This is a genomic window from Umezawaea sp., from assembly GCF_036375055.1.
GTDB lineage: Bacteria > Actinomycetota > Actinomycetes > Mycobacteriales > Pseudonocardiaceae > Umezawaea.
The window spans coordinates 1-16467 of the sequence record NZ_DASUSQ010000094.1 but is presented as its reverse complement, the minus strand read 5'-3'; the positions used below and the strand labels follow the sequence as shown (position 1 = coordinate 16467).

The following is a 16467-nucleotide window of genomic DNA, read 5'->3' as shown; positions in this document are numbered from 1 at the left end:
CTTCGGCTGCCATGGACGCACCTCTCGACGCCGAGCGCCACGCCCGGCCGACCACCGCGCGCAGCAGGGAACTGGGCTGGGAACTCCACCTGGCCCGCAAGCGCGCCAACCTGACGGCCACCGCGGTCGCCGAGGAACTGGGGTGGTCGCTGGGCAAGCTCTCCAAGCTGGAGAACGGGTGGCGCGGCGCCGACCCCTGGGACTACGGCACGCTGCTGGGGAGGCTGGGCGCTGACCGGCGGACCAGGGACCGGGTCCGGCGCATCGCCTCCGAACAGGACGTCGGGCTGTTCGCCCGGCCGTTGGAGGACCGGGTCCCGGATCGCCTGACGTGCGTGACGATCCACGAGCGGGCCGCGCTGACCATGCAGGGGTACGACCCGATGGTGGTCCCCGGTCTGCTCCAGACCGAGGCGTACGCCCGCGCGGTCGTGGCCACGTCCGGTGCCCTGTCGGACGCCGAACTGGACGCGGTCGTGCGGATCCGCGTGGAGCGCCAGGCGGTCCTCACGGGCGAGCGCTCGCCCGAGACGACGTGCTACATCCACGAGACCGCGCTGCGGTCGGTCGTCGGCGGCGACCGGGTCATGCACGACCAGATGATGCGGCTGGTGTTCATGTGCGGGTGGAAGCGCCTGCACCCGAGGGTCGTCCCGCTGGCGGCGGGCGGGCACTGGGCGCTCGGGCACTCCTACAACCTGATGACGTTCGGCCGGGGGCTGGCTCCCGTGGTCTACACCGAGAACGACGTGTCGGCCGTCTTCGCGGAGGAGGAGGGGGCCGTCGAGCGCTTCCGGCACAAGAGCGCGTGCCTCGACGAACTGGCGCTCGACGTCGAGCGGTCACGCCGGGTGTTCTCCCAGTGGGCCACCGTCTACGGACGGCGGGCACAGCGGGGAGCCGACTAGCTCGGCGGCAGCCCCGCCCGCCCCTTGCGGTCCTTCTCCCACCGCAGGTACACCCCGGTCGCGGCCGACACGCTGGTGAGCAGCCACACGGCGACACCCGCGTCGTCGGTCACCCCGATGATCGGCAGCAGCTCCGGGATCACGTCGATCGGGGAGACCAGGTACACCAGCGCGAAGCCCCAGAGGGCCATGCGGCCCTTCGGCAGACCCTGGTAGCCGTCCTTGCGCGCCGCCCTCAACAGCCGGGGCAGGGCTCGCGCGCGGTCGAACACGGTGCCGATCGGCTCCGGTTCGCCGCGCGCGACGCGCCTGCGGCGTGCTCGCGCGCGCCGGAGGAAGCCGAGCCCGATCGAGACCGCGCCGATCACGAGCAGCCCGAGCCCGAGTCCGAGCGGGGGCACGCCGAGGACGTCGGCGTCGCGGAACGCGAGCGTCGCCAAGCCCAGCAGGGCCAGCAGGGCGCCGAAGAAGACCATGCCGTCGACCTTATCGGTCGCCGGGCCACCTCCGCCGATCGTTGACGGCGATCACCACCAGGGCGACGGCGCACAGTCCGCACGCCGCCGCCGTGACGCTGCGCCAGAGAGCCGAGTCGCCCACGGCCAGCACACCGTTCCAGACGGCCAGCGCCAGGAACACCGCGGCCAGCAGCAGCAGGGCCACGGGCCACCTCGATCGCCCGCTGCTCGGCAGGCCGCCGCGTTGGCTCATGCCTGTTGAGCGCTTCCGCGCGCCGGTCCGTTACGTCAGGCCGGGACGCTCCACCCCAGGGGCCGCCCGGACTCCTCGTTGTACCCCACCCAGTGGTTCTCGTGGAACACCGGGGGCACGGCCGTTCGGTCGAACACGACGGCCCTCGCCCCCACCGCCTCGACCGTCGCCGCGGCCTGCCGGTCGAGCAGCGCGTCGATCCCGGGCCCGTCCAGGCCCTCGATCTCGTCCCAGAACGTCAGCACGCGGTTCACGTACAGCGCCACCAGGTGGTCGCGGGTGGACTCCAGGTCGCCCGCCGCGACCCCGACGACGGCGTCGGCCAGCAGCAGCGGCCACTCGTCCGTGCCGACCCGCAGCCCCCACGGCGCGGCCCCGAGGTCCCGCGCGGCCGGGAACAGGTCGCGCACGCCGGCCCAGTGGTCGCCCAGGTACCGCCCGACCTGGTGGGTCACGTGCGCCACCACGACCGGATCGGGGCGCACGGACGCGCTGTCGACGGCCGCGCGGGCGACCGGGTCGCGCCGCTCGGGCGGACGGACGCCGTCGGTGTGCCGCAGGACGTGGAACAGCGAGTCCAGCACCTGCTGGGGCAGCCGCAGGATCTTCGGGAACGGCGAGTTGTGCAGCTTGCGCCCCAGCGGGACCTCGACCACGCGCAGGCCCTCCCGCAGCGCGTTCGCCGTCAGCCACACGTCGATGCCGTACAGGTAGGAGCTGGCGGGCCGCGCCCACGTCCTGGCGCGCTCGACGAACGCGCGGTTGAACGCGAACTCGCCGCCGATGGGCTGCTGCACGTGCACGCCGTACACGGCGGCCAGCAGCGGGCTGGCGAGGTGGTTGGTGGTGTTGGCCTCGAACCGGTTGCGCCGGTACGCGGGCACGGCGATCGTCGGCTCCGGTCCGTCCACGGCGCACGCCAGCCGGTCGATCCACTCCGGTTCGGTCGACCGGACGTCGGCGTCGAGCAGCAGCACCCGGTCGGCGCCGTGCAGCGCGCCCTGGTCGAGGATCTCGAACACGTTGGTGCCCTTGCCGGTGCCGATCCCGCCGGACCGGACGACGACCTTCTCGACGGCCAGCTCGGTCGCCTCGAAGCGCTCGGCCGTGCCGTCCGTGCTGCCGTTGTCGGCCAGCACCACGACGTTGCGGCCGTCGGGGAACGCCGCCCGCAGGCCCGCGTCGGCGGCTCGGGCGACCGCGGCGACGGTGGCCGCCTCGTCGCGCGCGGGAATCCCCACGACGGTGACTGCCCCGGTCCTGTTCGTCCGCATCAACACCACAACTCCCCGCGGTCGTTCGCCTGTTCGGCGCCAAGTGTTCCCCGGAATGCTGAGGACCCCTCATTACCCCGGTTGGTCGTGCGGGTGAACAGTGTCCGCACCGGCGTGGTCCGGCGTCCCTCCGCCGTCCACCATCATCGTGGGCCGCGCGGCTCGGAGCCGCGCAGGGGGCGGCACGGTCCACATCGGCCGCAGCCCGGTCCGGACACACCGCTGCCCCGTGCCCCTGGACGAACCGGGGGCACGGGGCAGCGGGCGGGCGGTGGTGCTAGCGGGGTGGACGGGCGCTGCTGCGACCGCCTCCGCCGCCGGAGCGGACCAGCAGCCTCGGCTGCCCGCCGGACCGGGAGCGCGGGGCCTGCGTGCGCCTCGGCAGGAACGCCTCGGCCATCGCGGCCTCCAGCTCCCGCTCCTGCTCCTGGTCCTCCAGCTCCGGGTGGTACTCCGCCGCCGGGGCGGCGTACTGCGGGTACTGGGGCTCCGGCTGCGGCTCGTACCGCGGCGGGGGCTCGCGCCTCGGCGGCTCCTGCACGACGGGCTGCGGCGCGGGCCTCGGCACCTCCTGGCGCGGCTGCTCGGCCACCGGCTGGGGCTGCTCGCGCCGCTGGAGGTGCTGCGTGAGCGTCTCCTGGCGGTCGGGCCGGGTGACGGTGTTCTGCTGGAAGAGCTGGGGCGACAGGCGGATCAGGGCGCCGGGGGAGTCGAGCGCGACCATCGCGACGAGCTTGCCGTCCTTGATGAAGCCGGTGATCGTGCGGTGGTCGCCGGTCGGCTGCGACAACGTCGTCGTGTCCGTCGCCAGCGACGCCAGACCCGCGCCCTGGATGCGCATGCCGTACTGCTCGGTCCAGAAGCGCGGCACCGGCGTGTACGGGCGGGAGCTCTCCCGGCCCACCAGCAGGTTCTCCGCGGCCGCCCGGCCCATCTCCACCGCGTTCAGCCAGTGCTCGACGCGGCGCTGCACGCCGCCGAAGCGCAGGTTCGGCCAGCGGGCGACGTCACCGCAGGCCACCACGTCCGTGCCGCCGACCACGTGGCAGCTCGTCTCGCACATGACGCCGTCCTCCAGCACCAGGCCGGAACCGCGCAGCCACGAGATCGAGGGCACCGAGCCGACCGCGAGCACCACGACGGCGGCGAAGAGCACCTGGCCGTCGGACAGGTGGATCGCGATGCCGTTGGCCTGGCGCATCCAGTGCAGGATCTTCACGCCCATCGCCAGGCGCGTGCCCTTGGCGCGGTGCGTGTCGGTGATGTAGTCGCCGATCACCTTGCCGGTCGCGCCGCCCAGCAGCGTGTCGCTCCGGTTGATGATGGCCACGTCGCGGCCCATGCCGCGCACGGAGGCCGCGATCTCGCAGCCGATCAGGCCGCCGCCGATGACGACGACGAGGCCCTGGGTCGAGGCGATGGAGTTGCGGATCGCGATGGCGTCGTCGACGGTCCGCAGCACGTGGACGCGCTCGTCCTGGCGCGGGGCGCCGGGCATGTGCCGCGACTCCACGCCGGTCGCGATGATCAGGCCGTCGTAGCGGACCTCCTCGCCGCCGGGGAGGCCGACGACGCGCCTGCTGGTGTCCAGGGACTCGGCGGGCACGCCCAGCCGCCAGGTCGCGTCCATCTCGTCGCTGATCTTGAAGCCCAGCTCGCGCGGGTTCAGCTCGCCGGTGATGACCTCCTTCGACAGTGCGGGTCTGTGGTACGGCTTGTGCCGCTCCGCCGACAGGATCATCAGCTCGCCGTTGAAACCCAGCTCCCGCAGGCGTTCTCCGGCCCGGAGCCCAGCTAGGCCACCGCCGACGATGACCACCCGTTCTTCCGCCTTCACCGCACACGCTCCCGCAGTTCGATCGCCCGCATGGGGCAGGACCTGGCCGCCGTGCGGACCTTCGCGTACAGCTCGGGCGAAGGCCTGCGCTCGTAGGTCAGCCTGTTGTCCTCGATGAGTTGGAACACTTCCGGCGCCTCGGCCTGGCACACGCCGTACCTGTGGCACCGGTGGTTGTCGACGCTGACATCCATGGCGTTTCCGCCGCCCGTCGGCTCGGGTTCGAAGCCGGGCTCGGGCTCCATCATCCCCAGTCGCATCAGGACATCGGGCGGCAGGAAGCGCGCGATGGCGATCGTAGCGGTCGGGATGAGGATCGTCAGTCCCGCGAGCCACAGGATCGCCAGGTTGCCGTTGGCGATGGCCCCGAACCACGAGTGGACGACGGTGAGGGTGACGGCCACGTAGGCCATCTGGTGGAACCGCAACCACTTGCGGTACAGGGCCTTCTTCCTCAACCCCACCGTGAAGGCGATGGCCATCATCAGTTCGAGCCCGACGATGCCGAGCGCGTGCCGCACCAGGCCGCCGTTGGCGAACGGGACGAGGACCTTGAGCAGTCCGAAGTCGACGGTCTTCAACAGCGTGAAGCAGATCGCGTGGAGGCTGCCGAACGCCAGCGCCAGGGTCGCGAGCACCATGTGGGTGTTGCGGAGCCCCTGGGTGCCGGTGATCTTGTGCGCCCAGCCGGTGGCGATGAGCACGCCCCAGGCGAGGGTCGCGCACATGGTCGCGTAGGCAAGACGTGCCGAGAGCTGAGCAACGCTCTTCACCCCGGCGTCTTGGTCGGCGCTTGCCTGAGCGAGCAGGAGCGGGACCTGGTTGAACACGGAAAACCTCCGAGAACGGCGAGGAGGAGAAGACCTCGGGTGGTGCTGGTTGATCGTGGTGGGGGGACCCGCCCGGCCTGGCGTGCAGGAGTGTTCACGCCAGGACGGACGGGCGGGTGGAAACAGTTCCGCGATGGAAGTCGTTGGTGCTTCTAGTACCACCTCCTCCTCGGTAGAGGGAGAGCCGGGGTCGTGACCCCGACGACGTGGACCGGTCAGTCCGCCGGGTGCTCGGGCTTCACCAGGCGCAGCAGCGTGACCGTGACGATCACTCCGACCAGGACGATCAACCCGATCATCAGCAGGTCGGGGCCGCCGCCGGAGGACAGGCCGCCCAGCAGCCCCGTCCGCGCCGACGCCAGAGCCGGATCCCCCGCCATGCCGGGCATCCCGCCCGCCGGGACGGGGTCGGACATCCCGGCCTGGGTCACCAGACCGGTGCTCTCCAACATCGTCATGTGCTTGGCGACGATGTCGTTGGTGGCCTGGGCGAAGTCGCGGATCGCCTGGTTGCGGGTGCCCATCCGGACCTCGGCCACCTCGGCGAAGCCCTGGCCGTGCGCGGCCCGCAGCCGGTTCGCGAACGCGGTGTCGAAGGCCTTGCCGTTCAGGCCGCGCAGCTCGTCGATCCAGCCCTGCTGGGTCGGGTTGACCGTCGCGGGCAGCGCGACGCCCATCTGCCCGGCCAGTGCGGCCAGGCGCTCGTCGAGCTTGCGGTGGTCGGCCGCCAGCTGGAGCCCGACCTCGCGGACCCGCTGGTTCTGCGAACGGGTCTGGGCTTCCTCGCCCACCGGACCCTCCCACAGACTGGCCTGCTTCACCTTGATGAGCAAGTCCTTGTCCGCCGCGGTGATCGTGCCGAGCGGGGTGCGCTGGTCCGGTTCGCCCTGCGCGGTCGCGGAGCCGGTCGTGCCGACCGCGAACGCGAACAGCAGCGCGCCGAGGACGCCGAGGAAGCGGGTGACCGTCACGGGTTCGCGCTCCTCAGTTCTCGGTGCCGGGGCCGGAGGCGGGCGCGCTGGAGGGCGGTGTGCCGGTGCCCGCCGTGCCCGCGGCCTTCGCACCGGTGGGCGTGACGGCCCACCAGGTGCCGCCCTTGCCCTGGCCGCTGGTGCGGCCGGGCGCGCGGTCGCCGGTGTAGGTGTAGAGCGGCGAGCCCGCGAACGTCACCTGGAGCTTGCCGTCGGCGCGGGCGACCTGGCCCACCAGGGCCGCGTCCAGCTCCGACACCATCGTGCGGTTGGTCGCGAGCACGGGCGGCCACGTCTTCGCGCACTCGCCCTCGCAGTTCGACTTCGACGGCTTCGTCGTGTCCTTGTCGAACCGGTAGACCGCGAAGCCGTGGGCGTTGACGACCACGGTGCCCAGCTGCGCGGACGCGAAGGCCGACAGCATCCGGTTCGCCGAGTCGTTGGTGGGCTCGACGGCGGGGACGTCCGCGGCGGGCGTCTCGGCGTCCGGGGGAGCGGCGGTCGGGGGAGCCGCCGCGATGTTGCCGGTGCCGGTGCCGTTGCCCGCCTGCGCGTAGCCCGCCTCGACGGCGGCCTGGGTGGGAGGGGCCGCTGTGACCGCGCCACAGGCCGAGGTCGCTACGAGGGCTGCTGCGGCGGCGGGGATGAGGACCAGAACCCGCCCTGTGCGTTTGCTCAGCATCACGTAGAACCTTTCTCTCCTGTCAGGATCCGCCATTCGGAGCAGTGGCGACATGTGTCACCCCAACCCGAAGGAGCGGATACAGAGGAGTACGGTCCGCCTCGGATGAAGGTTCACAAACGATTAGAAAACTTTTCTTCCGTCAAAACTCTCGACTAGAAGGCGAACTCAAGCCAAGATGCGTGACGTGGCGCGGCACAGACGTACGCAAACTGAGCGCGATCAGATGTGGCAACCGGACGGAAGTCTGGAAGACGAACTGATCCGGCGGCTCTACCAAGAATTCGGCAGTCCCCTGCTGGGACACGCCATGCGGTTGACCGGTCACGACCGGCAATGGGCAGAGGACATCGTTCAGGAAACCCTCGTGCGGGCCTGGCGCAACGCGGAGAAGCTCGAACGCGACCCCGTGCTGCTCCGATCGTGGCTGTTCACGGTGGCGCGACGGCTGGTCATCGACGACCGGCGGAAGCGCAGCGTGCGACCCCAGGAGTCCCAGTTGACGCCCTCGGACGAAGCACCGGTGCGCGACGAGGCGGACCGCACGCTGTCCGCGATCGTGGTCGCCGAGGCGATGAGCGGACTGACCGAGGAGCACCGGGAGGCTATCCTCGAGACGTACCTGCGCGACCGGACCGTCGGCGAGGCCGCCGAGGTGCTCGGCGTGCCCGCGGGTACGGTGAAGTCCAGGGTTTACTACGCACTTCGCGCCCTTCGGCGGGCACTGCAGGATCGGGGCTGACCAGGTGACAGCGCTGCCGGACCACATCGACGTGGCGGCGTATGTCCTCGGTGTCCTCGACGAGGACGAGGTAGACGCCTTCGAGAACCACCTCGCCCAGTGTCGGAAGTGCGCGCTGGACCTGAAGGACTTCGCTGTGCTGCCGGACCTCTTGGACGAGGCTGACCAGGCAGGACTCCTTCGGGGGACCGCGGGTGAACGCCCGGACGGTCGCTCGGTTCGCGCGATGTTGGACTCGGTGTCGATCGACCGCGGTCGCAAGCGGCGCAACTACGCGCTCGCCGCGGCCGCCGTGGCCGTGCTGCTGATGGGTGGCACCGCCGCCGCCACCGTCAAGCTCACCTCGGGAACCGCCTCCACGGTGGCCCAGACCAGCCCGAACACCGGTAGCGCGCCGAAGCAGTCGAACGTGGCGAACAACGAGACCGACGTGTTCCAGGAGCTCAGCCGCTCCGACCCCAAGACCGGGCTGACCGCGAAGATCCACGCGCGTCCCGAGGCGTGGGGCACGTCCATCGAGTTCGAGGTCGCGGGCGCCAAGGGCCCCGGCCGGTGCGACCTGGTGGCCCTCACGCGCGACGGCGGGACGATGCCCGTCACGTCGTGGCTGGTGGGAGCCCCCGCGCTCAACGGCGACAAGCCCGCCGTCGAGCTCAACGCGGGGGTCGGCATGCGCTGGAACGAGATCAGCGCCTTCGTCGTCCGCGACGCCGGTGGAGCGACGCTGCTCCACATCCCCACCTAGGACTGCGGCTTCCCGCAGTTCAGAGGTTCCGCAGACCGACCAGCACCCGCTCCATCAGCGCCGTCGACGGCCGGTTGTCCTGCACCTGGTCGTTGTGGTGGACGGTGATCAGGCTCAGGTCGGACATGTCGGCCAGCAGGACCCGGACGACCCCCAGCGGCAGCCTCAGACGGGCTGAGACCTCCGCGACGGAGTGCGGGTCGCGGCACAGCGTGGAGATGCTCCTGTGCTCGGCGGTGCCGGTCAGGGGGTCGGGGGAGACCTGCTCGTTCGTGGTCACGATGGTCTCGATGTCCAGCGTGATGGCCGAGCGGGTACGACCACCCGTGAGGGCGTAGGGACGGACCCGGAAGTCGTTCATCAGTAGCTCCGCAGCGGTCGACGGGTGTCGGCGGCCTCCAGGATCGCTGAGGCCATAGCACTGTAACGACTCAGCAACGAGCTGTCTCGGGGTTCTTGGTCCTCGGACCGCTCCAGATGGCGGAACTACGGATCGTGAGCGGTCCCGCGGGCCCCGGAGTGGGCATTTAAAGTGCCGTTAAGGATCAAGCAAGTTTTATTTATTGCTACTTCGGAGTTCAATTCACCGATGGTGATCGGGATGCCGGGTGGAATTAGCACCGCACCCCTCCTTCGTACCACTTCGATTCCCGACTTCGCACGACCTCGGCCTTTTACGATGCAGAGCCGTGTCCTGGTGCTTGGACCACTGTCGATCTTGAGTTGACATTTGTCATCCGGGTTCGGTGACGCGCGTGCACTACTGCCCGCGGAGGCGTCCGGCCAGGCTCTGCGCATGACACCGGTGCTGGAGGTTCAGGGGGCGCGCCACCGCTACGGCGGGACGGTCGCGCTGGACGGGGTGGACCTGGCGGTCGACGCGGGGGAGTGCGTCGCGCTGCTCGGGCCCAACGGGGCGGGGAAGACCACGCTGGTCAACCTGGTGATCGGGCTGCTGGCCCGCCAGGGCGGGACCGTGTCCCTGGCCGGGGGCGACCCGAGGGTGGCGGCCACCCGGCGCTCGCTCGGGGTGGTGCAGCAGTCGCTGGGGTTCCCGACGACGGCGAAGGTGCGGGAACTGGTCGTGGGAGCGGCGGTCAGGGCCGGGGTGCCCCGGTCCGCCGCGGGGCCGGTCCTGGCCGAACTGGGGCTCGTGGAGCTGGCCGGGCGGCGGGCCGTGAAGCTGTCCGGCGGTCAGCGGCAGCGGTTGCAGCTCGCGATGGCGCTCGTCGGGGCGCCCGCGCTGCTGGTGATGGACGAGCCGACGGTGGGGCTCGACGTGGCCGCGCGGCGGGCGTTCTGGGCGACCGTCGCCGACCGGAGGGCCCGTGGCGTGGGCGTGCTCGTGACCACCCACCTGATCGAGGAGTCCGCCGCGGTGGCCGACCGGGTCGTCGTGGTGGACCGGGGCCGGGTCGTGGCGTCGGGGACGCCGGACGAACTGATCGGTCTGCTGCCCGACCGGACCGTCATCGCCACCACGGCGTTGGACGACGCCCGGCTGCTGGCGCTGCCGGGGGTGCTGTCGATGAGCCGCGAGGGCGACCGGGTGCGGTTGCGGACCCGTGCGCCCGAGGACGCCCTCCGCGTGCTGCTCGCCGAGGACCCGGCGCTGGCCGACCTCCGGGTCGAGCACGCCGGCCTGGAGGAGGCCGTGCTGAGCCTCGCGTCCGCCGCGTGAAGACCGACCGGTCCGTCCCCGACCCCCGTTCTCCCAGGAGCCGCGCCATGACCACCACCACCGTCCCGTCCCCGCCCGTGCCCGTCGGGGGACCCCGTCGCGTGTCCCTGCCCCGCGTCTTCGCCGTGGAGCTCGCGGACGACCTGAGGGGTGTCGTCCGCGAGCCCGCGGCGCTGTTCTTCTCGATCGTCATGCCGGTCGGGTTCTTCGTGCTCTTCGTGTCCGTGTTCGGCAGGCAGAACGGCGGCATGCTCGCGACGTTCGGCACCTTCGGCGTGCTGGCGGTGACGCTGATGAACCCCGGCATGGGCGTGGCCAAGGACCGGGAGCGCGGCTGGCTGCGGGCCAAGCAGGTCTCCGCGGTGCCGCTGGGGGTGACGCTCGCGGCCAAGGTCGTGGCGTCCTTCCCGTACGCGGTCGGCGTGCTGGTCGCCATGGCCGGTGCCGCCGCGGCCACCGGATCGCTGGTGGTGACGCCCTGGCAGCTCGTCCGGCTGTGCGTGGTGCTCGTGCTGGGGGCGTTCCCGTTCGCCCTGCTCGGGCTCGCGATCGGGTTCCAGGCGAGCACCAACGCCGCCGCGGCGATCCTCAACGCGATCCTGATGCCGTCGGCCGTCGTCTCCGGGCTGTGGATGCCCCTGGAGTTCCTGCCCGCGTTCCTCGGCCACGTGGCCCCGTTCCTGCCGCCGTACCACCTGGCCCGGCTCGCGCTGGCCCAGATCGGCCCCGGCGAGGTGCTCCCGCACGCCCTCGTGCTGCTCGGCACGACGGCCGTCACCGGCGCGCTGGCCGCGCTGTCCTATCGTTTCGCTCGACCATGACGACTTCACGACTGCGCGTGTGGACCTGGGTGCACCTGGTCTACCTCGTGCTGCCCGCGTTCCAGCCCGCGTTCGACCCGGACGCGGGCGTGGGCGACTGGGTGCTGGTGGGCGTCATCATCGGCGGCTTCCTGCCGATGTACGCGATGTCGCTGCTGCGCCCGTGGCAGGCCCGCTGGTGGCTGACGGTGCCCGCGACCGCGCTCGGTGCGGCCACGATCCTGTTCAACGCGGGCGCGGCGATCCTGTTCGTCTACGCGGCGGCGTGCGCGGGGCTGACGGAGACGCGGCGGACGGCGCTGCGGTGGATGGGCTTCCTCACCGCGCTGACGCTGTTCTCCGCCACGATCTCCCCGGTGCCGATGCCGTACCTGCTGTGGAACGTCATCCCGCCGGTGATCTTCATCTGGGTGATCGGGCTGGTGCAGATCGCCGAGGCGGCCCGGTCGCGGGACCACACCGAGCTGCGCATGGCCAACGCCCGCATCGAGCACCTGGCCACGGTCTCCGAGCGCGAGCGGATCGCGCGGGACCTGCACGACCTGCTCGGGCACTCGCTGACCGCCGTGGTGATGCGCGCCCAGCTGGTGAAGGAACTGGTGGACCTCGACCCGGTCAGGGCCCGCGCGGAGGTGCTGGAGATCGAGCGCACCGCCCGCGACGCCCTGGCCGAGGTGCGGGCCACCGTGAGCGGCTGGCGGCAGGCCAGCCTGGAGGCCGAGTTGGACGCCGCACGAGGGGCGCTCGCGAGCGCCGGGGTCGAGCTGCGCGTGACGCGCGACCCGGACCTGGAGCTGGTGGGCTCCACCGAGCACCAGCTGGCGCTGGCCGTGCGGGAGGCGATCACCAACGTCGCCCGGCACGCGGGCGCCCGCGAGTGCCACGTCGGCATCCACGCCGTCGACGGCGAGCTGCGGGTCGTGGTGGCCGACGACGGCGTGGGCGGTCAGGACGTCGACGGCAACGGGCTGTCGGGGATGCGGGAGCGGATCGCCGCGCTGGGCGGCCGGGTGCACCGCACCGGCACCGAGGGCACGACCGTGACGATCGCCGTGCCGCTGCGGGTGGCCACGTGATCCGGGTCGTGCTCGCCGAGGACCAGGGCATGGTCCTCGGGGCGTTCGCCGCGCTGCTGGACCTCCAGCCGGACGTCGAGGTCGTCGCCGGGGTCTCCGACGGGGACGCGGCGCTCGCGGCCGTCGCGGAGCACCGGCCCGACGTGCTGCTGACCGACATCGAGATGCCCGGCCGGTCCGGGTTGGACGTGGCGGCCGAGCTGCACCGCAGGGGGGACCCGACGCGGGTGCTGATCGTGACCACGTTCGCCCGCGGCGGGTACCTCCGGCGGGCGCTGGAGGCGGGCGTGCTCGGGTACGTGCTGAAGGACGCGCCGATCGCCGAGCTCGCCGCCGCGCTGCGCAGGGTGCACGCGGGGGAGCGGGTGGTGTCGCCGGAACTGGCCGTGGCGGCGTGGGACTCGGCGGACCCGCTGACCGACCGCGAGCGCGAGCTGCTGCGCGAGGTCGTGGACGGCGCGTCCAACGCGGAGATCGCGCGCCGCCTGCACCTCGCCGAGGGAACCGTGCGCAACTACCTGTCCACGGCGATGGCGAAGCTCAACGCGCGCAACAGGTCCGAGGCCGCCTCGATCGCCCGCGAACGGGGCTGGCTCTGACGGCCGCCGCCCGCTACGGCGTGGCGAAGCCCGTGGTGCCCGCCAGCTCGTGCACCCGGGTGGCGACGTCGGGGCACTCCTGCGCGAGCTGCCGGTCGATCACCGCGCCGCCGGGGGCGGCGCCCCGCTCCTCGTACCACGAGTGGAGGTTCGTGGTCAGGTTCGCCGTGGCGCCCACCTCGGAGCCGGTCCCCCGCAACGCCGGGGTCCGGCCGCGCAGGTAGCCGCACACGTCGGCGCCCGACGTCCCCGCGGCGGAACCCGCGGCGGTCGGGCTCGCGGCGGTGGACCCGGCCCGCGGGGCCGTGGCGGCTGAGCCGGTCGTGCCCCGGCCGCCCGAGCAGGCCGCCGGCAGCAGGGCGGAGGCCGTGATCAGCGATGTTCTCGCGATGCGGGTCATGACCGGTTCGGTCCTCGTCGACGAGGCCGGGTTGCGGACTCCGCCGGCTGGTCAGGTGCGGGTGGGACGCCCCACCCGCGTTCCGGCGTCCGCGTTGTTCCACCGATCGGCGCGCACTGCTAGTTTGCGGGCCGTGGAGGAGTTCTCGCGATCGTGGACGGCGTTGCTCGCGGCCGTGGCCGACCTGCCGGACGAGGCCTTCAACCGGCCGTCCGGCTGCGCGGGCTGGCTCGTGCGGGACCTGGTGTGCCACCTGGTGATCGACGCGCAGGACGTCCTGATCACCCTCGCGACGCCCACCGACGCCGAGCCGACGCGGAACGCGGTGACCTACTGGGAGGTCTCCGGGGTGCCGCCGACGGGTGACGACCCGCTCGACGCGCTGACCACCCGGCTGGCCGCCGCGTACGGCGAGCCGTGGCTGCTCAAGTTCCACCTCGACGACGTCGGCTCCGCCGCGGGCCGGGCCGCGCGGCTCGCCGACCCGGACTCGCGAGTCGGCACCCGCGACCAGGTCCTCACGGTGCGGGACTTCCTGTCCGCGTACGTCGTGGAGTGGACGCTGCACCACCTCGACCTGCCGGACGTCGACCCGCCGCCCGCCGAAGGGCTGGCACGCTCGCGGGAGGTGCTGGAGGAGATCGCCGGGAGCGCGTTCCCCGCGTCGCTCCCCGACGCCGACGTGCTGCGGATCGGCACCGGGCGGCGCGAGCCGACCGCGGCCGAGCGCGCCGAGCTCGGCGACCTGGCGGCCGGGCTCCCGTTCGTCCTGGGCTGACTAGCGCTCGCGCAGCGCGGCGAGCTGCTCCTCGAAGGGGACGACGGCCGGTTCGTCCGGTGTGGACGGTGCGGGCCGTCCCGCCACCAGCGCGGCCAGCTCACCCGCGGCCCGGTCGACGCGCCGCGCGAGGTCGCCCGAGCCCCAGTCCTCGGGAGCGGCGAACACGGCCGTGGGCGCCACGGTGGCGCGCAGGTAGGCGAACAGCGGGCGCAGGGCGAACTCCAGCGCGAGCGAGTGCCGCGCCGAGCCGCCCGTCGCGCCGATCAGCACGGGCTTGCCCACCAGGGCGGTGGTGTCGACCACGTCGAAGAACGACTTGAACAGGCCGCTGTAGGACGCGGTGAAGATCGGGGTCACGGCGATCACGCCGTCGGCGCCGGTGACCGCGTCCAGCTCGGCCTGGAGCTTCGGGCTCGCGAAGCCGTTGGTGAGGTGGTGGGCGATGTCGGTCGCGACGTCGCGCAGCTCGACCACGTGCACCCGCGCGCCGGGCAGGTGCGCGCGGGCGGCCCCGGTCAGCCGGTCCGCCAGCAGCCGCGTCGACGACGGGGTGCTCAGCCCGGCCGACACCACGGCCAGCTCCAGCGTCTTCATCAATTCCTCCACTGTGGACTCACAACCAGTCGCGCTTCTTGAACGTCAGGTACAGCACCCCGGACAGCACCAGTATGGACACTGTGGACACCCAGAAGCCCGACGCCCGCTCGAAGCCCGGATAGGGCAGGTTCTGCCCGTAGAAGCCGGTGATGGCGGTCGGGACGGCGATGATCGCCGCCCAGCTCGTCACCTTCTTCATGATCATGTTCATCACGTTGCCCTGCGCGGTCAGCTGGGTCTCGCGCAGCGTCGCCGTCATCTCCCGCAGCGACTCCGTCCAGTCCGCCACCCGCAGGACGTGGTCGTGGACGTCCTGGAAGTACGGCCGCAGCTCGTCGGTGACCAGCGGTCCGTCGGCGCGCAGCAGCCTGCCCACCACGTCGGACATCGGCAGCTCGGCCCGCCGCAGCGCGACGAGGTCCTTGCGCAGTCCCAGGGTCCGGTGCTGCACCGCCCCGTGGTCCGGCCGCTCCTCGAACAGCGCGTCCTCCAGGGCCTCGACCTCGTCGTCCAACCGCTGCGCCGCGGCGAGGTGGCCGTCCACGACCACGTCCAGCAGCCCGTGCAGCAGGTAGCCGACGCCGACCGCCTCGACACCGCCCGGTTCGTCCCAGCGCCGCACCACGTCGTCGACGTCGAACTCGTCCCGCACCGTGATCAGCGCCCGCTCGGTGATGAACGCGGACACCTCCGTCAGCGCGAGCCGCTCCTCGCCGTCGGACCGGACGGCCTTCACCGTCAGGAACGCGTGGCCGTCGTACTGGTCGAACTTGGGCCGCTCGTGCTTGGTCAGCGCGTCCTCGACGGCGAGGGCGTGCAGGTCCAGCTCGCCCGCGACCGTCGCCAGGTCCGACTCGGTGGGGCGGTGGAAGTCCACCCACACCACCGAGTCCGGGTCCCCGACGTGGTCCGACACCTCGTCCAGCGGGAAGTCCGACGCCACGAGCACACCCAGGCGGTACAGCCGCGTCCTCACCATGCCGCGAAGGCTAGTCAGCTCGCCAGGGTGGCGTGCATCTCCCACACCAGCACCTCGGCGTCCTCGGTCGCCGTGACGCGCTGGCCGCCCGTCGCGGTGAACCGGACCGCGTCGCCCTCGGCCAGTGGGCCTGCGCCCTCCAGCGTCACCGCTCCGCGCGCCACGAACAGGTGCAGGTACGGCGCGTCGGGCAGTTCGACCGACCGGCCCGGCTGGAGCCGGGCGGCGTGCAGCGCGGCGTACCTGTTCTTGATCCGGATCGCCGACGCCCCGTCGTGGGCGTCCATTCCGGACGCGACCGGCACCAGTCCGCCGCCGAGCAGTTCGGCGTCGATCTCCAACTGCTCGTAGCCCGGCGTGATCCGGTTCTCGTCCGGCACGACCCACATCTGCACGAAGCGCACCGGCTCCTGGTGGGTGGCCCCTTCGAGCCGCCACGAGTCGTTCTTCTCCGAGTGCATGATCCCGCTGCCCGCGCTCATCCGCTGGGCCAGGCCGGGGTAGATGATCCCGGAGTGCCCGGTCGAGTCCTGGTGCACGAGCGACCCCCGCAGCACCCAGGTCACGATCTCCATGTCCTTGTGCGGGTGCGTCTCGAACCCGGAGCCCGGCGTCACGACGTCGTCGTTGTTCACCAGCAGCAGGCCGTGGCCGGTGTTGCTCGGGTCGTAGTGCCGCCCGAACGAGAACGAGTGCTTGGAGTCGAGCCATCCCGCGCTCGTCGTGAACCGGTCCGCCGCACGTCGTACGTCGAGGGACGGCGGTGGCGGCTGCAGGGTGCTCATGGGGGGCTCAACCGCTCAGGGAGAGGTCTTGTTCCGGCCGTATCTCAT

At 72.1% G+C, this 16467-nt stretch carries 20 protein-coding genes; 8 read left to right on the top strand and 12 right to left on the bottom strand.

The features are described from left to right. The first annotated feature begins 11 nt into the window (after positions 1–11). Complete coding sequence (locus tag VFZ92_RS25655; protein ID WP_330878587.1) at positions 12–908, top strand: helix-turn-helix transcriptional regulator; 897 nt, start codon at positions 12–14, stop codon at positions 906–908. Here VFZ92_RS25655 and VFZ92_RS25650 read toward each other — a convergent pair. The 7 genes from VFZ92_RS25650 to VFZ92_RS25620 all read right to left on the bottom strand — a co-directional run bounded on the left by VFZ92_RS25650 (position 905) and on the right by VFZ92_RS25620 (position 7213). Next, on the bottom strand, positions 905–1384 hold the full coding sequence (locus VFZ92_RS25650) for a YkvA family protein (RefSeq protein WP_330878586.1): 480 nt from the start codon (positions 1382–1384) through the stop codon (positions 905–907). The two genes, VFZ92_RS25655 and VFZ92_RS25650, sit on opposite strands and share 4 nt — an antisense overlap. A gap of 10 nt (positions 1385–1394) precedes the next feature. After that, positions 1395–1571, bottom strand: a complete 177-nt coding sequence (locus VFZ92_RS25645; protein WP_330878585.1) for a hypothetical protein — start codon at positions 1569–1571, stop codon at positions 1395–1397. An 83-nt stretch (positions 1572–1654) separates the two neighbouring features. After that, positions 1655–2893 carry a glycosyltransferase gene (locus VFZ92_RS25640; RefSeq protein ID WP_330878584.1) on the bottom strand — a complete coding sequence of 413 codons (1239 nt, stop codon included), beginning with the start codon at positions 2891–2893 and terminating at the stop codon, positions 1655–1657. Positions 2894–3170: 277 nt separating this feature from the next. Then, the gene (locus tag VFZ92_RS25635; protein ID WP_330878583.1) at positions 3171–4730 is read right to left on the bottom strand and encodes an FAD-dependent oxidoreductase; all 1560 of its coding nucleotides are present in this window, start codon (positions 4728–4730) and stop codon (positions 3171–3173) included. Next, positions 4727–5503, bottom strand: a complete 777-nt coding sequence (locus tag VFZ92_RS25630) for a ferredoxin (RefSeq protein ID WP_330878582.1) — start codon at positions 5501–5503, stop codon at positions 4727–4729. The genes VFZ92_RS25635 and VFZ92_RS25630 overlap by 4 nt, the downstream gene beginning before the upstream one ends. A gap of 272 nt (positions 5504–5775) precedes the next feature. Next, complete coding sequence (locus tag VFZ92_RS25625; RefSeq protein WP_330878580.1) at positions 5776–6531, bottom strand: DUF4142 domain-containing protein; 756 nt, start codon at positions 6529–6531, stop codon at positions 5776–5778. A gap of 13 nt (positions 6532–6544) precedes the next feature. Beyond that, the gene (locus VFZ92_RS25620) at positions 6545–7213 is read right to left on the bottom strand and encodes a hypothetical protein (protein WP_330878579.1); all 669 of its coding nucleotides are present in this window, start codon (positions 7211–7213) and stop codon (positions 6545–6547) included. A gap of 178 nt (positions 7214–7391) precedes the next feature. Here VFZ92_RS25620 and VFZ92_RS25615 point away from each other — a divergent pair, with 178 nt between their 5' ends. Together VFZ92_RS25615 and VFZ92_RS25610 are read left to right on the top strand one after the other, a co-directional pair. After that, positions 7392–7955 carry a sigma-70 family RNA polymerase sigma factor gene (locus VFZ92_RS25615; protein WP_106191637.1) on the top strand — a complete coding sequence of 188 codons (564 nt, stop codon included), beginning with the start codon at positions 7392–7394 and terminating at the stop codon, positions 7953–7955. Between the two features lie 4 nt (positions 7956–7959). After that, positions 7960–8700: a zf-HC2 domain-containing protein gene (locus tag VFZ92_RS25610; protein WP_330878578.1), complete on the top strand. Its 741-nt coding sequence runs from the start codon at positions 7960–7962 to the stop codon at positions 8698–8700. Positions 8701–8719: 19 nt separating this feature from the next. Here the strand turns inward: VFZ92_RS25610 and VFZ92_RS25605 are convergent, their stop codons facing one another. Then, positions 8720–9061, bottom strand: coding sequence for a DUF742 domain-containing protein (locus VFZ92_RS25605; RefSeq protein ID WP_330878577.1), 342 nt, complete (start codon positions 9059–9061; stop codon positions 8720–8722). 435 nt (positions 9062–9496) lie between these two features. Between VFZ92_RS25605 and VFZ92_RS25600 the strand changes: the two genes are divergently transcribed. From VFZ92_RS25600 to VFZ92_RS25585, 4 genes are read left to right on the top strand one after another with little or no spacing between them, the layout of a single operon-like run. Continuing rightward, a complete protein-coding gene (locus VFZ92_RS25600; RefSeq protein ID WP_330878576.1) occupies positions 9497–10381 on the top strand; it encodes an ABC transporter ATP-binding protein in 885 nt (294 codons plus the stop codon). 47 nt (positions 10382–10428) lie between these two features. After that, complete coding sequence (locus VFZ92_RS25595; protein WP_330878575.1) at positions 10429–11202, top strand: ABC transporter permease; 774 nt, start codon at positions 10429–10431, stop codon at positions 11200–11202. Further along, on the top strand, positions 11199–12278 hold the full coding sequence (locus VFZ92_RS25590) for a sensor histidine kinase (RefSeq protein WP_330878574.1): 1080 nt from the start codon (positions 11199–11201) through the stop codon (positions 12276–12278). Before VFZ92_RS25595 ends, VFZ92_RS25590 begins: the two co-directional genes overlap by 4 nt. Beyond that, a complete protein-coding gene (locus tag VFZ92_RS25585; RefSeq protein ID WP_330878573.1) occupies positions 12275–12877 on the top strand; it encodes a response regulator transcription factor in 603 nt (200 codons plus the stop codon). Before VFZ92_RS25590 ends, VFZ92_RS25585 begins: the two co-directional genes overlap by 4 nt. A 13-nt stretch (positions 12878–12890) precedes the next feature. Here the strand turns inward: VFZ92_RS25585 and VFZ92_RS25580 are convergent, their stop codons facing one another. Beyond that, positions 12891–13277 (bottom strand): hypothetical protein, encoded by a 387-nt coding sequence (locus VFZ92_RS25580; protein WP_330878572.1) that lies wholly within the window; start codon positions 13275–13277, stop codon positions 12891–12893. A gap of 133 nt (positions 13278–13410) precedes the next feature. Between VFZ92_RS25580 and VFZ92_RS25575 the strand changes: the two genes are divergently transcribed. Beyond that, positions 13411–14055 (top strand): maleylpyruvate isomerase N-terminal domain-containing protein, encoded by a 645-nt coding sequence (locus VFZ92_RS25575; RefSeq protein ID WP_330878571.1) that lies wholly within the window; start codon positions 13411–13413, stop codon positions 14053–14055. On the opposite strand, the gene VFZ92_RS25570 is transcribed toward VFZ92_RS25575, so the two are convergent. From VFZ92_RS25570 to VFZ92_RS25560, 3 genes are read right to left on the bottom strand one after another with little or no spacing between them, the layout of a single operon-like run. Beyond that, positions 14056–14652 (bottom strand): FMN reductase, encoded by a 597-nt coding sequence (locus VFZ92_RS25570; RefSeq protein ID WP_330878570.1) that lies wholly within the window; start codon positions 14650–14652, stop codon positions 14056–14058. Positions 14653–14671: 19 nt separating this feature from the next. Beyond that, complete coding sequence (locus VFZ92_RS25565) at positions 14672–15634, bottom strand: magnesium transporter CorA family protein (RefSeq protein WP_330878569.1); 963 nt, start codon at positions 15632–15634, stop codon at positions 14672–14674. 14 nt (positions 15635–15648) lie between these two features. Beyond that, complete coding sequence (locus tag VFZ92_RS25560; protein WP_330878568.1) at positions 15649–16419, bottom strand: pirin family protein; 771 nt, start codon at positions 16417–16419, stop codon at positions 15649–15651. Positions 16420–16467: the final 48 nt, after the last annotated feature.

What these genes read in the sequence shown, in the direction of transcription:
- VFZ92_RS25640 (WP_330878584.1), bottom strand. Translation starts at nt 2,893, where the DNA reads ATGCGGACGAACAGGACCGGGGCAGTCACCGTCGTGGGGATTCCCGCG.
- VFZ92_RS25600 (WP_330878576.1), top strand. Translation starts at nt 9,497, where the DNA reads ATGACACCGGTGCTGGAGGTTCAGGGGGCGCGCCACCGCTACGGCGGG.
- VFZ92_RS25560 (WP_330878568.1), bottom strand. Translation starts at nt 16,419, where the DNA reads ATGAGCACCCTGCAGCCGCCACCGCCGTCCCTCGACGTACGACGTGCG.
- VFZ92_RS25620 (WP_330878579.1), bottom strand. Translation starts at nt 7,213, where the DNA reads ATGCTGAGCAAACGCACAGGGCGGGTTCTGGTCCTCATCCCCGCCGCC.
- VFZ92_RS25650 (WP_330878586.1), bottom strand. Translation starts at nt 1,384, where the DNA reads ATGGTCTTCTTCGGCGCCCTGCTGGCCCTGCTGGGCTTGGCGACGCTC.
- VFZ92_RS25615 (WP_106191637.1), top strand. Translation starts at nt 7,392, where the DNA reads ATGCGTGACGTGGCGCGGCACAGACGTACGCAAACTGAGCGCGATCAG.
- VFZ92_RS25580 (WP_330878572.1), bottom strand. Translation starts at nt 13,277, where the DNA reads ATGACCCGCATCGCGAGAACATCGCTGATCACGGCCTCCGCCCTGCTG.
- VFZ92_RS25590 (WP_330878574.1), top strand. Translation starts at nt 11,199, where the DNA reads ATGACGACTTCACGACTGCGCGTGTGGACCTGGGTGCACCTGGTCTAC.
- VFZ92_RS25605 (WP_330878577.1), bottom strand. Translation starts at nt 9,061, where the DNA reads ATGAACGACTTCCGGGTCCGTCCCTACGCCCTCACGGGTGGTCGTACC.
- VFZ92_RS25595 (WP_330878575.1), top strand. Translation starts at nt 10,429, where the DNA reads ATGACCACCACCACCGTCCCGTCCCCGCCCGTGCCCGTCGGGGGACCC.
- VFZ92_RS25565 (WP_330878569.1), bottom strand. Translation starts at nt 15,634, where the DNA reads ATGGTGAGGACGCGGCTGTACCGCCTGGGTGTGCTCGTGGCGTCGGAC.
- VFZ92_RS25570 (WP_330878570.1), bottom strand. Translation starts at nt 14,652, where the DNA reads ATGAAGACGCTGGAGCTGGCCGTGGTGTCGGCCGGGCTGAGCACCCCG.
- VFZ92_RS25655 (WP_330878587.1), top strand. Translation starts at nt 12, where the DNA reads ATGGACGCACCTCTCGACGCCGAGCGCCACGCCCGGCCGACCACCGCG.